General features: G+C 57.3%; 11 protein-coding genes and 4 tRNA genes. 2 read left to right on the top strand and 13 right to left on the bottom strand.

What is annotated here, in order from left to right; all coding sequences use genetic code 11:
• Positions 1 to 56 precede the first annotated feature (56 nt).
• Positions 57 to 1,241, top strand: a complete 1,185-nt coding sequence (locus AB4P94_RS17895; RefSeq protein ID WP_395606698.1) for an MFS transporter — start codon at positions 57 to 59, stop codon at positions 1,239 to 1,241.
• A 20-nt stretch (positions 1,242 to 1,261) separates the two neighbouring features.
• Here the strand turns inward: AB4P94_RS17895 and AB4P94_RS17890 are convergent, their stop codons facing one another.
• The 13 genes from AB4P94_RS17890 to AB4P94_RS17830 all read right to left on the bottom strand — a co-directional run bounded on the left by AB4P94_RS17890 (position 1,262) and on the right by AB4P94_RS17830 (position 13,471).
• A complete protein-coding gene (locus AB4P94_RS17890; RefSeq protein ID WP_395606697.1) occupies positions 1,262 to 1,786 on the bottom strand; it encodes a GNAT family N-acetyltransferase in 525 nt (174 codons plus the stop codon).
• Between the two features lie 132 nt (positions 1,787 to 1,918).
• Positions 1,919 to 2,830 carry a DMT family transporter gene (locus AB4P94_RS17885; RefSeq protein WP_395606696.1) on the bottom strand — a complete coding sequence of 304 codons (912 nt, stop codon included), beginning with the start codon at positions 2,828 to 2,830 and terminating at the stop codon, positions 1,919 to 1,921.
• Positions 2,831 to 3,199: 369 nt separating this feature from the next.
• Positions 3,200 to 5,074: a SurA N-terminal domain-containing protein gene (locus AB4P94_RS17880; RefSeq protein ID WP_395606695.1), complete on the bottom strand. Its 1,875-nt coding sequence runs from the start codon at positions 5,072 to 5,074 to the stop codon at positions 3,200 to 3,202.
• Positions 5,075 to 5,305: 231 nt separating this feature from the next.
• Positions 5,306 to 5,578: an HU family DNA-binding protein gene (locus tag AB4P94_RS17875; RefSeq protein ID WP_003174819.1), complete on the bottom strand. Its 273-nt coding sequence runs from the start codon at positions 5,576 to 5,578 to the stop codon at positions 5,306 to 5,308.
• A 148-nt stretch (positions 5,579 to 5,726) separates the two neighbouring features.
• On the bottom strand, positions 5,727 to 8,123 hold the full coding sequence (gene lon, locus AB4P94_RS17870; protein WP_395606694.1) for an endopeptidase La: 2,397 nt from the start codon (positions 8,121 to 8,123) through the stop codon (positions 5,727 to 5,729).
• A 187-nt stretch (positions 8,124 to 8,310) separates the two neighbouring features.
• Entirely contained in the window at positions 8,311 to 9,594 is a 1,284-nt protein-coding gene (clpX, locus tag AB4P94_RS17865) for an ATP-dependent Clp protease ATP-binding subunit ClpX (protein ID WP_083357885.1), read from the bottom strand.
• 112 nt (positions 9,595 to 9,706) lie between these two features.
• Positions 9,707 to 10,342, bottom strand: coding sequence for an ATP-dependent Clp endopeptidase proteolytic subunit ClpP (gene clpP, locus AB4P94_RS17860; RefSeq protein ID WP_071487154.1), 636 nt, complete (start codon positions 10,340 to 10,342; stop codon positions 9,707 to 9,709).
• A gap of 91 nt (positions 10,343 to 10,433) precedes the next feature.
• A complete protein-coding gene (gene tig, locus AB4P94_RS17855; protein WP_395606693.1) occupies positions 10,434 to 11,744 on the bottom strand; it encodes a trigger factor in 1,311 nt (436 codons plus the stop codon).
• 487 nt (positions 11,745 to 12,231) lie between these two features.
• Entirely contained in the window at positions 12,232 to 12,858 is a 627-nt protein-coding gene (locus AB4P94_RS17850) for an RNA polymerase sigma factor (RefSeq protein ID WP_395606692.1), read from the bottom strand.
• Between the two features lie 135 nt (positions 12,859 to 12,993).
• Positions 12,994 to 13,069 (bottom strand) — tRNA-His (locus tag AB4P94_RS17845).
• 76 nt (positions 13,070 to 13,145) lie between these two features.
• A tRNA-Leu gene (locus tag AB4P94_RS17840) sits at positions 13,146 to 13,230 on the bottom strand.
• Positions 13,231 to 13,286: 56 nt separating this feature from the next.
• Positions 13,287 to 13,362 (bottom strand) — tRNA-His (locus tag AB4P94_RS17835).
• 32 nt (positions 13,363 to 13,394) lie between these two features.
• A tRNA-Arg gene (locus tag AB4P94_RS17830) sits at positions 13,395 to 13,471 on the bottom strand.
• A gap of 276 nt (positions 13,472 to 13,747) precedes the next feature.
• Between AB4P94_RS17830 and folD the strand changes: the two genes are divergently transcribed.
• Positions 13,748 to 14,602 (top strand): bifunctional methylenetetrahydrofolate dehydrogenase/methenyltetrahydrofolate cyclohydrolase FolD, encoded by an 855-nt coding sequence (folD, locus tag AB4P94_RS17825; protein ID WP_395606691.1) that lies wholly within the window; start codon positions 13,748 to 13,750, stop codon positions 14,600 to 14,602.
• Positions 14,603 to 14,636: the final 34 nt, after the last annotated feature.

Here is a 14,636-nt window from a genome sequence, read left to right as displayed (position 1 = left end):
TCCGCAGCCCACAGCCCCCTATTCTGCCTCCTCGCCTTTTTGCATGGACACAGAACATGAGCGACTGCCCTTCCCTTGCCCAAGCCGCACCCACCACCCGACAGGATGCGCTGCCCCTGGCCGGCTTGTTGGCCCTGGCGTGCGCCGGGTTTATCACCATCCTCACCGAGGCCATGCCAGCCGGGTTACTGCCGCAAATGAGCGTAGGGCTTGGCGTTTCGCCAGCACTGGTTGGCCAACTGGTCACGCTGTACGCCCTCGGATCGTTGCTGGCGGCAATCCCGCTCACGCTGTGGACCCGCAGTTGGCGGCGGCGGCCGTTGCTGTTGGTCGCTATCGGCGGCTTTGCGTTGGTCAACAGCGTGACCGCGCTGTCGAGCCATTACGGGTTGACGCTGGTGGCGCGCTTCTTCGCAGGCGTATTTGCCGGGCTGCTCTGGGCGCTGCTCGCGGGGTATGCCAGCCGAATGGTTGCGCCCCACCTGCAAGGCCGGGCGATCGCCGTGGCCATGCTGGGAGCACCGCTGGCCTTGTCCCTGGGCGTACCTGCCGGGACCTTTCTCGGCACTGCCGTCGGCTGGCGCCTGAGCTTTGCGATCATGACCGGGCTGACCCTGCTACTGCTGGTTTGGGCGCGCTGGCAGCTCCCGGATTTCGCCGGTGAGCCGGCAGAAAAACGCTTGGGGCTGCGCCAAGTGCTGACGTTGCCAGGCATTCGTCCGGTGCTGTGGGTCACCTTGACCTACGTGCTGGCCCACAACATTCTCTATACCTACATTGCCCCCTTGCTGGAGCCCGCCGGGATCGCTGCGGATATCGACCGAGTGCTGCTGGTGTTTGGCCTGGCTGCCTTGCTGAGCATCTGGCTTACCGGTGTGTGGATTGATCGATGGCTACGCGTGCTGCTGCTGATCAGTTGCGCGCTGTTTGCCCTCTCTGCCCTGGCGCTGGCGTTGTGGATCAGCTCACCGGCAGTCATCTACATCACCGTGGCGGCTTGGGGCCTGGCCTTTGGTGGCTTGCCGGCATTACTGCAAACAGCGCTGGCCAAATCCGCCGGCCCGTCCGCCGATGCGGCACAGTCCATGCTGGTCACCGTCTGGAACCTAGGCATTGCCGGTGGCGGATTGGCCGGCGGCCTGCTCTTGCAAGGGCTGGGCGTGGGCTCATTTGCCTGGGCGGTGATTGGCTTGCTGGTTCTAGCCCTGTTGACCACAGTGCAAGCCCGGCACCTGCGCTGAGTAAAGCCCCGGCCGGGGCATCACAGGCTGCGCCCCAATAATTGCCCCGGCCACCCCTGCACGTCGAAGGTTGAAATTCGCTCATAACCGCAGGACTCATAAAAGCGGACCAAAGCGCCACTCCCTCCGCCATAGCAGTCCACACGCAAACGCTTTACCCCCGCAGCCCGAGCGCGATCATCGGCAAAGGCCATCAGACGCCGGCCGACACCCCGTACGTGTTCACCTCGGGCAGTGATCAACAGCCGGACATAAACCTCGGGCTCCGTCGCCGAAGGCACGTAAGGCATGGCTTCACCCAGCACGAGTGCGCCCCGAATACAGCCCTCAGGGTCTTCCACCACCCACGCGTCCGGCATCGAGCAGGCCTCAGACACCCGCGCAACGCGTTCAGGCAAGCCCGACCAGGGTTCGGTGCCCCATTGGCCTTGATTGCCCATCCCCACGAACCAGCCGATCACTTGATCAAACACCTGAAGCACAGCGGGCGCATCCGCCACACTCGCGCGACGGATAACCCAGCAAGCCATTCCCTGAATCAGCACGTTTGAAGCTCCTTCTTCGTATCCGTCCGGCCAAGCCATCTACCAGGTGCCGCGAGACCAAGACAAGGTATTCACTTAAGTGGCGACTCGCCCATCAGATGAGAAATCGCTGAGGGCAGGTAAGTTGATGGGTTAATCCGAAGCTGGCGAGGGTGCTTGCTTCGGCGTGCTCTTGCTGAGAACGAACCATACAGCTAAGCAGATAAGCCCGCCGCCGTACAAATGCGCGGCCGAAAGACGTTCACCCAGGAACATCACACCCCACAACACACCGAAGGGAGGGATAAGGAAGGTCACGGTCAGCGAACGCACTGGCCCGATATCCGCGATCAAGCGAAAGTACAGAATGTACGCACAAGCCGTGCAGATGAAACCCAGCGCAATCAGTGCTATCCAGACCTCTGGGTTACCCCAGCTCGCCGGAGGGTTTATTGCGGTTGATAGTCCGAAAAACGGTACGAGAAACAGCGTTGCGCCGATCTGACTGCCAAAAGCGACGAGTTTCGCGTCCAGCCCACCCTTGTCAGCGACCCATCGTTTAGTCAGAAACCCTGCTGCACCGTAGCAACTGGTAGCGACCAAACACGCCAACGCGCCCATGACCACGGTCATTGAAAGTGTGACGGGGCCGGTGCTGGTCAGCAATGTAATGCCCATAAGCCCGATCAACACGCCGGCACCTTTTTTCAGTGTCAACGAATCGCTGAAACACATCCAACCGATCAAGACCCCCATCATCGGTGTGGTCGCATTGAAAATTGCTGAGTAGCCGGCAGGTAACAGCAGTGCCGCCACGCTATACATCAAAAACGGGATGCCCGAATTGATAACGCCCAACACCATGATCCGCTGCAGCTTGCCTTTGAAGTCGACGTTGGTTTTTAACATGGCAAGAATGACGGCCAAGCCGATAGCGCCCAACAACACGCGAAAAAATGCAGTCGGCAATGCACCCAAAACAGGAGCAGAGATGCGCATGAAGAGGAAACTGGCGCCCCAGATCGCTGCCAGCGCAAGTAGTCGAACATAATCGGGTAATTTCATGGGTTGCCTCCAGCGCCGTTCGTTAACTCAAAAAGATTCGAGAATTGCATAGCTGATGCCCGGCAATCCAAAAAGTTGTTGGAGTGGATAAGGGGGAAAGGCCAGCCATACGCAAGCCAGGGTGGACTCCTCTAGGTTTGGAGTTTCATCGTAAGGGGCTTCGAAATGTGCTGGCACTCCGATTCTTGCTGCCGAAAATGGATGTGCGGTGGGCGAACAGATAAGTGCAGTGCGGCTTCGCCTTTTGCCCGAATCCATTGACTCCTCCTGAAGATAGGTCAGAAGGCGTAAACCTTATTCAAGACGGGACAGCGCCCATAAAAAAGCCCCCGGGCTTTTCAGGCCGGGGGCTTTGATTTCAAACCGACATCAGAACTTCTTGATGTCAGCCTTGGTTTCCAACTGCTTGCGGAACGCAGCAAAGTCTTGCTGGCCAATACGGGAAGCGAGGAAACGACGGTATTGCGCCTTTTCTTCATCCGTTGGCGCAGCCGCCTCGTTCACACCATTCAAGCGCACGATCACCAGGCTTCCGTCAGCCAGGGTCACGGTGGTGAAGGTCGGTTTGTCCTTGGCCGCAGGCTTGGGCATGCGGAACAACGCTTGCAGCACGGCAGGGTCTATCGCTTCGGCGCTACGGGTAGCGGCTTCGGTGACTTTCCAGGCCTGGCCATCAACCGGCTGGTTCAGCGGGGTTTTGCCATCACGCAGGCTGGCGATCAGCTCGTCAGCGTGAGTCTTGGCAGCCGCACTGGCACGCTCTTTGGTCATCTGGGTGCGAATCGCGGCAGATACGCTTTCCAGCGGCAACTGCGAAGGCTTCAGATGCTCTTTGGCACGCAATACAATGACGGTTTCCGGATCCAGTTCGATGGCGCTGCTATTGGCACCCTCATCCAACACTTCCGGGCTGAACGCAGCAGTGACCACGGCACGGTTGGCCGCAACACCTTCACCGCCCTCACGGCCAAACGGCGCGGAGGTGTGCACGGTCAGCTTCAGGTCGGACGCCGGCTGAGCCAGGTCGGACGCTTCGAATGCCGCATCTTCCAGTTGCTTGGTCGCTTCGACAAAGCGCTGTTCAACCTGCTGGGTCTTGAGCTCACGGGTCAGCTTGTCTTTCAGGCTGGCAAACGTCGGCACTTGAGGTGCCTCAACGCCCAACAGCTTGATCAAGTGCCAACCGAAGGTAGTACGCACCGGCGCCGAAACCTGATCCTGGTTCAACGCGTACAAGGCTGTTTCGAAGTCCGGATCGTAGACCCCCGGGCCTGCGAAACCGAGGTCACCGCCATTGTTGGCCGAACCCGGATCCTGCGAGAATTCCTTGGCCAGGGCTTCGAATTTCTCACCCTTGGCCAGGCGCGCCTGGATTTCTTCGATCTTGGCCTTGGCTTGCGCGTCGGTGGTCTTGTCGTTGACTTCAATCAGGATATGCGCGGCACGACGCTGTTCAGCGAGGTTGGCGGTTTCTTTCTGATAAGCCGCCTGCAGCTCTTCATCCTTGACGGTGACCTGGTCAAAGAAGGAAGCCTTCTTCAGTTCCAGATAGTCAATGACCACCTGGTCCGGGGTCATGAACTCCTTGGCGTGCTGGTCGTAGTAAGCCTTGACCTCATCGTCGGTGAGTTTCACCGCCGCAGGGTCAGCCTTGATATTGACGGTGGCGAAATCACGGGTCTGTTTTTCCAGACGGGCGAATGCCAGCACTTCGGCGTCAGTCACGAAACCGCTGCCGGCGATGCCTGCGCGAACCTGGCCGATCAGCATTTCCTGAGTCAGCATCTGACGGAATTGCATGCGGCTGTAGCCCAGTTGACGGATCACCTGGTCAAAGCGTTCGGCATTGAATTTGCCGTCCACCTGAAATTCCGGTGTCTGCAGGATCACTTGGTCCAGCGCCGCTTCGGAGAAGCCGAACTTGGAATCCGCAGCACCTTGCAGCAACAGCTTGCGATCGATCAGGCCCTTAAGGGCTGCATCGCGCAGCAGTTTTTCGTCCAGCAGTGAAGCATCGAAATCCTTGCCCAGCTGTTGCATCAGCTGACGGCGTTGCATGTCGACGGCCTGGCTCAATTCGGTTTGAGTGATCTCTTCACCGTTGACCTTGGCCACGTCCTGCTTGTTGTTGGTCGAAGCCTGGAAAATGGCCTCGATACCGGTGAACGCCATCAATGCGACGATGATCCCGATAATGGTCTTGGCAATCCAGCCTTGTGAATTGTCCCTGATATTTTGCAGCATGCGTCCCCCAGAAACGGTTGATCTTCAAAAATTAGGCAACCGTGGAGCGTGGGTAGAGTCCGGATAGAAGAAAGGCGCATCCGAGGATGCGCCTTCTCGTAACTGGCGGAGCGGACGGGGGTTTGAACCCACACCCCAGGCCCTGGCGCCCGATGGATACACGGGCCAGCTGCCGCTCCGCTGCCAGGCCAGACTTGCGTCCGGCCCGGGTAGGCAAGGCTTGAACGAAGCTTAGTTAACGGCTTCTTTCAGGGCTTTACCGGCTTTGAAACCTGGTTTTTTGGCAGCAGCGATTTGCAGTGCTTTGCCAGTCTGTGGGTTACGGCCAGTGCGAGCTGGGCGGTCAGTCACAGAGAAAGTACCGAAGCCTACCAGTACTACGGAGTCGCCGGCCTTCAGAGCGCCAGTGACGGATTCGATTACTGCGTCCAGCGCACGGCCAGCAGCAGCTTTCGGGATATCAGCGGATGCGGCGATAGCATCAATCAGTTCCGACTTGTTCACTCTAAGTCCCCTTATATATCTATTGAGTATGATTCTAAGTTTTTTGGTGAAAGCAAAAACCAGTGCTGAATGGCCTACAGACACTTAAGAGCCGCTTTATAACAAGGGCTCTAAAAAGCTGTCAAGGAAGCCCCCAGGCTTAATCGCATTAATGCGTGCTAATTCTTTCCTTGGAATCAGACTCGCGTTTTTCGTCCTTCGAGACTATCTCCGGAGCCACATCCGGCAAGGGCTCCGGCGCGTATTGCAGCGCAATTTGCAGGACCTCGTCAATCCATTTAACCGGTTTAATCTGAAGATCCTGCTTGATATTGTCCGGAATTTCTTTCAAGTCGCGAACATTCTCTTCAGGAATGATCACGGTCTTGATACCACCCCGGTGTGCAGCAAGCAATTTCTCTTTCAGACCACCGATGGCCAATACCTGACCCCGCAGGGTAATTTCGCCGGTCATGGCGACATCCGCACGCACAGGGATGCCGGTCAATGCCGACACCAGGGCCGTGCACATGCCTACACCGGCGCTAGGGCCGTCTTTCGGGGTCGCCCCTTCCGGCATGTGGATGTGGGTGTCGTGCTTCTCGTGGAAGTCCAGGGGAATCCCCAGGCTCTTGGCGCGGCTGCGCACCACGGTTTGCGCGGCAGTGATGGACTCGACCATCACATCCCCCAGCGAACCGGTTTTGATCAACTGGCCTTTGCCAGGGATCACCGCGGCTTCGATGGTCAGCAACTCGCCGCCCACCTGAGTCCATGCAAGACCAGTCACCTGACCGACCTGATCCTGCTGCTCGGCCAGGCCGTAGCTGAACTTACGCACGCCCAGGAAATGTTCGAGCGAGTCGGCCGTGACCTTCACCGAGAAGCGTTTTTCCAGTGCATGTTCTTTAACCGCCTTGCGGCAGATCTTCGCAATCTGGCGCTCCAGGCCCCGTACACCGGCCTCGCGAGTGTAGTAACGCACGATGTCGCGGATCGTTTCGACTTCAAATTCGATCTCGCCCTTCTTCAGGCCATTGGCCGAAATCTGCTTGGGCGCGAGGTATTTGACGGCGATATTGATCTTCTCGTCTTCGGTGTAACCCGGCAGACGAATCACCTCCATCCGGTCCAGCAACGCTGGCGGGATGTTCATGGAGTTGGAGGTGCACAGGAACATTACGTCGGACAGGTCGTAGTCGACCTCCAGGTAATGGTCATTGAAATTGTGGTTCTGCTCGGGGTCGAGCACTTCGAGCAACGCCGAGGCAGGATCGCCGCGCATGTCGCTGCCCATCTTGTCGATTTCATCGAGCAGGAACAGTGGGTTGCGCACGCCCACCTTTGTCATCTTTTGAATCAATCTTCCTGGCATCGAACCGATGTAAGTACGACGATGACCACGGATTTCCGCCTCATCGCGCACACCACCGAGGGCCATGCGCACGAATTTACGGTTGGTGGCGTTGGCAATCGACTCGGCCAGGGAGGTTTTACCCACACCTGGAGGCCCAACCAGGCACAACACAGGGCCGCGAATTTTCTTCACACGCTTTTGCACGGCGAGGTATTCAAGGATGCGTTCTTTGACTTCTTCGAGGCCGTAGTGGTCAGCGTCGAGGATGTCTTCAGCGCGTGCCAGGTCCAGACGCACCTTGGTCTGGGCCTTCCACGGCACCTGTACCAGCCAGTCGATGTAGGAACGAACCACAGTGGCTTCGGCCGACATTGGTGACATCTGCTTGAGCTTGTTCAGCTCGGCATTGGCTTTGGTCAGGGCGTCTTTCGGCAGGCCTGCGGCATCAATACGCTTTTTCAGCTCTTCGATTTCGTTATGGCCTTCGTCGCCGTCACCGAGTTCTTTCTGAATGGCCTTCATCTGCTCATTCAGGTAATACTCGCGCTGGCTGCGCTCCATTTGTTTCTTCACGCGACCACGGATGCGCTTCTCAACCTGCAGCAGGTCGATCTCGCCATCCAGCAAGGCCAGCACGTGCTCAACACGGGCCGACAGGTCAATGATTTCGAGGATGTCTTGCTTCTGCTCGATTTTAAGCGCCATGTGCGCGGCCATGGTGTCGACCAGGCGGCTGGGCTCATCAATGCTGTTGAGGGAAGACAGGACTTCAGCCGGGACTTTCTTGCCCAGCTGCACGTACTGCTCGAACTGAGAGAGCAGGCTGCGCACAAATACTTCGGACTCGCGCTCAGGGGCTTCGACTTCGTCGATCAGCGCCACTTCGGCGCGCAGGTGACCATCCACCTCCATGAAGCGCTCTACCGCACCACGCTGCTCGCCTTCCACCAACACCTTGACGGTGCCATCAGGCAGCTTGAGCAATTGCAGGACAGTGGCGATGGTACCGACGCGATACAGAGCATCTTCGCCCGGATCATCATCAGCAGGGTTTTTCTGGGCCAACAGCAGGATTTGCTTGTCGCCCGTCATCGCGGCCTCGAGGGCTTCGATAGACTTCTCGCGCCCCACGAACAGCGGGATAACCATGTGCGGATAGACGACGACATCACGCAACGGCAGGAGAGGCAATTCAATGGTTGTCTTCATGATTTCGCCTCTATGACAGTTGAAAAATTAGCTTGAAACCAAGATGGGGGCTGCATGCAAAAAAAACAAGCTCAATGCCAGCAGTTAAACGCATGAATAAACGCAAATTTAAAAGACGCCCCAAAACCAGGCTCAAAAAATAAGGGGCCCCGAAAGGCCCCTTGTTTGTGCTGCAACTGCAAAACGCTTACGCGTCTGGTGCAGCCTTGGCAGTCGGCTCACTGTTTTCGTAGATATACAGTGGCTTGGACTTGCCTTCGATAACGCTTTCGTCGATCACCACTTTACTCACCTCGGACTGCGAGGGGATTTCGTACATGGTGTCGAGCAACACGCCTTCGAGAATCGAACGCAGACCCCGTGCACCGGTTTTGCGCTCCAGTGCCCGCTTGGCCACTGATTTGAGTGCGTCGGTACGGAATTCCAGGTCTACACCTTCCATCTCGAACAGCTTGGCATATTGCTTGGTCAGGGCGTTTTTCGGCTCGGTGAGGATCTGAATCAGAGCAGCCTCATCCAGCTCGTCCAACGTGGCAAGAACCGGCAGACGGCCAACGAATTCCGGGATCAGACCGAACTTGACCAGATCGTCAGGCTCGACTTCACGCAGGGACTCGCCCACCTTCTTGCCTTCTTCCTTGCTGCGCACTTCCGCACCGAAACCGATGCCGCCACGGGTGGAGCGTTGCTGAATAACTTTTTCCAGCCCGGAGAACGCACCGCCACAGATGAACAGGATGTTGCGCGTATCAACCTGAAGGAATTCCTGCTGCGGATGCTTGCGGCCGCCTTGTGGCGGTACGGAAGCCACCGTGCCTTCGATCAGTTTCAACAGGGCCTGCTGCACGCCTTCACCGGAAACGTCCCGGGTGATCGACGGGTTGTCGGACTTGCGCGAAATCTTGTCGATTTCATCGATGTAGACAATGCCCATCTGGGCTTTTTCTACGTCGTAGTCGCACTTCTGCAGCAGCTTCTGAATGATGTTCTCGACGTCCTCACCCACGTAACCGGCCTCGGTGAGGGTGGTGGCGTCGGCGATGGTGAACGGAACGTTCAGCAGACGAGCGAGGGTTTCTGCCAGCAGGGTTTTACCCGAGCCAGTAGGACCAATCAGCAAGATGTTGCTCTTGCCGAGTTCGACTTCGTCGCCTTTCTTGTCACGCTGGTTCAAGCGCTTGTAGTGGTTGTACACCGCTACGGCCAGAACCTTCTTTGCACGCTCTTGACCAATCACATACTGGTCAAGGATGCCGCTGATTTCTTTAGGCGAAGGCAATTTATGCGCGCTGCTCTCGGCCTGGGCTTCCTGCACCTCCTCGCGGATGATGTCATTGCACAGGTCGACGCACTCGTCGCAGATAAACACCGAGGGGCCGGCAATCAATTTGCGCACTTCATGCTGGCTTTTGCCGCAGAAGGAGCAATAGAGCAGCTTGCCGTTGTCCTCGCCGTTGCGGGTGTCAGTCATTCGTTCGATCCAAATCCGATAGGCTTGCAACACAAGATGAAGGCTTATGCGGGCTTTTTCAAGCCCGCCGGTGGTCGGACATGCCGACCCGCCTTATTTTGAGCGGCTTATATTAAGCGGGGCGACGGTCAATCACTTTATCGATCAGGCCATATGCCTGCGCGGCTTCGGCGCTCATGAAGTTGTCGCGATTGGTGTCGCGCTCGATTTCTTCCAGGGTGCGCCCGCTGTGCTTGGCCATCAGCGTGTTGAGACGCTCACGAATAAACAGGATTTCCTTGGCGTGGATTTCGATGTCCGACGCCTGGCCCTGGAAGCCGCCCAGTGGCTGGTGAATCATCACACGGGAGTTCGGCAGGCAGAAACGCTTGCCTTCGGCACCCGCGGTCAGCAGGAACGCGCCCATGCTGCAGGCCTGGCCGATACAGGTGGTCGACACGTTTGGCTTGATGAACTGCATGGTGTCGTAGATCGACATGCCTGCAGTGACCGAACCGCCCGGGGAGTTGATGTAGAGATGGATGTCCTTGTCCGGGTTTTCCGCTTCAAGGAACAGCAGCTGCGCGCAGATCAGGTTGGCCATGTAGTCCTCTACCGGGCCGACGAGAAAGATGACTCGCTCCTTGAGCAGGCGCGAGTAGATGTCATAGGCGCGTTCGCCACGAGCAGATTGCTCGACAACCATCGGGACCAGGCCGCCAGCGGCCTGGATATCAGAGTTCTGCTGAATATAGGAATTACGGAACATGCTCTGCAGTTACTCCCAAATAGTCATGTCTTGAAAACGCATAAGCCAGCGCGAGGCTGGCTTATGGTTGTATTTCCAACGAGTTGGACAATCAGTCGGCTTGTGCTGCTTCCGCCGGTTTGACTGCTTCTTCGTAAGAGACCGCTTTGTCGGTCACCTTAGCCTTCTGCAGAACAGTATCCACAACTTGCTCTTCCAGCACAACCGAACGTACTTCGTTCAGTTGCTGGTCGTTCTTGTAGTACCAAGCCACGACCTGCTCAGGCTCCTGGTAGGCCGAAGCCATTTCCTGGATCATTTCGCGAACGCGGTCTTCGTCAGGCTTGAGGTCGAACTGCTCAACCACTTTTGCCACGACCAGACCCAGCACAACGCGGCGCTTGGCTTGCTCTTCGAACAGCTCGGCCGGCAGTTGGTCAGGCTTGATGTTGCCACCGAACTGTTGAACGGCTTGGACGCGCAGGCGATCCACTTCGTTGGACAGCAGGGCCTTAGGCACTTCGATCGGGTTGGCAGCCAGCAGACCGTCCATGACCTGGTTCTTGACCTTGGACTTGATGGCCTGACGCAGCTCACGCTCCATGTTCTTGCGAACTTCGGTGCGGAAGCCGTCGATACCGGTTTCCTTGATGCCGAACTGATTGAAGAACTCTTCGTTCAGCTCTGGCAGCTTAGGCTCGGAAACGCTGTTGACGGTCACGGTGAACTCGGCGGCTTTGCCAGCCAGGTCCAGGTTCTGGTAGTCAGCCGGGAAAGTCAGGCTCAGAACACGCTCTTCGCCGGCTTTGGCGCCAACCAGGCCGTCTTCGAAACCCGGGATCATACGGTTGGAACCCAGCACCAGCTGAGTGCCCTTGGCGGAGCCGCCAGCGAAGACTTCGCCGTCAACCTTGCCAACGAAATCAATGTTCAGCTGGTCTTCGTTCTGGGCAGCGCGATCGGCCACTTCGAAACGGGTGTTCTGCTTGCGCAGGATTTCCAGCATGTTGTCCAGGTCGCTATCAGCCACGTCAGCGCTCAGGCGCTCAACGGCGATGCCGTCGAAACCGGCAACTTCGAATTCCGGGAACACTTCGAATACGGCAACGTATTCCAGGTCCTTGCCGGCTTCCAGGGATTTTGGCTCGATCGAAGGCTGACCGGCAGGCTTCAGGTTTTGCGCTTCAACAGCTTCGTAGAAGGAAGCCTGGATCACGTCGCCTACAGCGTCCTGACGCGCATCAGCGCCGAAACGGCGCTTGATTTCGCTCATCGGCACTTTGCCTGGACGGAAACCAGCGATCTTGGCCTTTTGGGCAGTCTGCTGCAGACGCTTGTTGACCGCAGTCTCGATGCGCTCTGCCGGCACGGTGATGCTCAGGCGGCGCTCGATAGCAGTAGTATTTTCAACAGAAACTTGCATGGATATTCCTCGTTGCACAGACGTTAGCCGGCCGTTTCCGACCCCAGAATCAAGGGCATGCATTCTAGTGGGTCAAACTCAAGAAGTCACCCTACTGAAAACGGGTAGAAAAACAGCAGGCCATTTATAGGTTCAAGTGCACGCATGCACCTCATCCCGTTAGCAAATACAGCTCAACACGCCGAGGCTCTGCATCAAGCCTTCTATATATAGAAGAGCCTGGATGCACGCCCTCGACTACCAGCCGTGCGAACAAGGCCGGAGGGCATGGCAGCAGCATCGAGAAACACAAATACGATGAAACGCCCTGCCCTGAAAATTCAAAACGCTTAAACAAAAACGGCACAGTCCTTGTTCAGGTACTGCGCCGTAATTCGCTATTAAATAGCTGCACCAACCCGGATATCGCTTCGGATCAGTTCCACACGCTCAAAACCGGCAACGATTCTAACGCCAAGGCATTGAGAATGCTTGTTTTTTCTTGGCGTCAATAGTTACCGCACGCCTGATACCTGTCGATGGCCGCAAATACACGAATGCGCGCCCGATGCAGCAACACCCGCGCATTGCACAGGCTGACACCGAGCAACTCGGCAACCTCCTCCAGCTCAAGCCCCACGCGCTCGCGCAGCAACAGTACGCCGCTTTGAAGCTCGGAAAGCTCCTCCAGCGCGTACTCAATACATTCGCGCAATTCATTTTCACTCAGCAACGCTTCCGGCGTGTCCTCGTGCCAGCCGGAGGGCGCCGATAACCACTGCCCCGTGACCGTACAAAAGCAACCATCATCCGAGCGACCCTCAAGTACGCCATCACGGCGGCTTCGCCCATAGCGGCCCTTCGCTTGATTGGCCGTTATCGTCAACACCCACGTTTTGAGACTGGACCGCCCCTGAAAACCACTCAACCCCCTGACCACCGCCAGCCAAGCGTCCTGCACCACATCGTCGACGTGCCGATGACCCGCAATCGCCGATGCCACCGCCCGCATCGCACCTTGATAGCTGCTGACCATCTCGCTATAGGCGGCCTGGTCACCTCTCATCAGTCGCCCCAGCAAGTGCGCCTCTGCGCCGACCAACTCCCGACTTTCACCCTGTTGTCGTGCCAACATTTCACTGCCCTCGACGGTAACGCCCGATGAGGATCCAGGCCCGTCCAAGGCCATCCTCGCGAATACATACGAGGCAGGGTATTTTTCGGATGCAAAAAAAAGCGCCAGATCATTGATCTGGCGCTTTTCTGAATATGGGGTGGACGAAGGGGATCGAACCCTCGACAACGGGAGTCACAATCCCGTGCTCTACCAACTGAGCTACGCCCACCATCTTGCATCAACAAGGAACTCAAACATCTTCCTTGCCTGGTTTCATTCAACCCTGAAGCTGGATGAAACTTGATTGGTGCGGATGAAGAGACTCGAACTCTTACGCCTCGCGGCGCTGGAACCTAAATCCAGTGTGTCTACCAATTCCACCACATCCGCGCTTGAAGCTCTTAAAGCAAAGGCGCCAGACGATTAATCTGGCGCCTTTTAAAATATGGGGTGGACGAAGGGGATCGAACCCTCGACAACGGGAGTCACAATCCCGTGCTCTACCAACTGAGCTACGCCCACCATCTAACGCTACTTGTGCCAAAGCTGCCTAATGGCGCACCCGGCAGGACTCGAACCTGCGACCATCCGCTTAGAAGGCGGATGCTCTATCCAGCTGAGCTACGGGCGCCTTATTAATCTGTACTCTTGGAGGATTACAAACTAAGTGCTTTCCGGCCTTGCACTACAACAATTGTGCTCGGCCTTCTTAACCAGTGCTAGGCTGTGCCCGACAAGTGCGACGAATAGTATAGATGCCCCCGAAACCCGTCAAATCTTTTTTGAAAAAAATTCATTTTATTTAAGGGGTTAGGGCAATTTGCAGACCAAGCGCCTTTGCCCTCACGCCTTGGCGTGCGAGAATGCGCGCACTTTTCTTCCCCCTCTCGATGGTTAATCACGCGTAATGACTGCACAACTTATCGACGGCAAATCAATCGCCGCCAGCCTGCGCCAGCAGATCGCCAAACGAGTCACCGAGCGCAGCCAGCAAGGCCTGCGCACGCCCGGCCTCGCGGTGATCCTGGTCGGCAGCGATCCTGCCTCTCAGGTTTATGTCTCGCACAAGCGTAAAGACTGTGAAGAGGTCGGCTTTATTTCCAAAGCCTATGACTTGCCTTCCGAGACCACCCAGCAGGCCCTTACCGACCTGATCGACGGCCTCAACGATAACCCGGCCATCGATGGCATCCTGCTCCAGCTGCCGTTACCCGAACACCTGGATGCTTCCAAATTGCTGGAGCGCATCCGCCCCGACAAAGACGTCGACGGTTTCCACCCTTATAACGTCGGCCGCCTGGCTCAACGCATCCCGCTGCTGCGCCCCTGCACGCCGAAAGGCATCATGACCCTGCTGGAAAGCACCGGTGTCGACCTGTACGGCCTCGATGCCGTGGTAGTGGGCGCCTCCAACATCGTAGGCCGCCCGATGGCCATGGAACTGCTGCTGGCCGGCTGCACCGTGACCGTGACCCACCGTTTCACCAAAGACCTCGCCGGCCACGTCGGCCGCGCCGACCTGGTGGTGGTTGCCGCCGGGAAGCCGGGCCTGGTCAAAGGTGAGTGGATCAAGGAAGGCGCGATCGTTATCGATGTGGGCATCAACCGCCAGGATGACGGCAAGCTGGTCGGCGACGTGGTCTACGAGACCGCCCTGCCCCGCGCAGGCTGGATTACCCCGGTACCCGGCGGCGTTGGCCCGATGACACGTGCCTGCCTGCTGGAAAATACGCTGTATGCAGCAGAGACCCTGCACGGCTAATAACCAGCCGTAATGAAAAAGCCCTGCCTTATCG

This window comes from Pseudomonas sp. B22129, assembly GCF_044218875.1.
GTDB lineage: Bacteria > Pseudomonadota > Gammaproteobacteria > Pseudomonadales > Pseudomonadaceae > Aquipseudomonas.
Note: the sequence above shows the minus strand (reverse complement) of the source record. Positions and strands in the feature narration are given on the sequence as shown.

Coding starts and splice junctions, on each gene's coding strand:
- AB4P94_RS17895 (WP_395606698.1), top strand. CDS start 57: ATGAGCGACTGCCCTTCCCTTGCCCAAGCCGCACCCACCACCCGACAG.
- AB4P94_RS17885 (WP_395606696.1), bottom strand. CDS start 2,830: ATGAAATTACCCGATTATGTTCGACTACTTGCGCTGGCAGCGATCTGG.
- AB4P94_RS17880 (WP_395606695.1), bottom strand. CDS start 5,074: ATGCTGCAAAATATCAGGGACAATTCACAAGGCTGGATTGCCAAGACC.
- lon (WP_395606694.1), bottom strand. CDS start 8,123: ATGAAGACAACCATTGAATTGCCTCTCCTGCCGTTGCGTGATGTCGTC.
- clpX (WP_083357885.1), bottom strand. CDS start 9,594: ATGACTGACACCCGCAACGGCGAGGACAACGGCAAGCTGCTCTATTGC.
- clpP (WP_071487154.1), bottom strand. CDS start 10,342: ATGTTCCGTAATTCCTATATTCAGCAGAACTCTGATATCCAGGCCGCT.
- tig (WP_395606693.1), bottom strand. CDS start 11,744: ATGCAAGTTTCTGTTGAAAATACTACTGCTATCGAGCGCCGCCTGAGC.
- AB4P94_RS17850 (WP_395606692.1), bottom strand. CDS start 12,858: ATGTTGGCACGACAACAGGGTGAAAGTCGGGAGTTGGTCGGCGCAGAG.
- folD (WP_395606691.1), top strand. CDS start 13,748: ATGACTGCACAACTTATCGACGGCAAATCAATCGCCGCCAGCCTGCGC.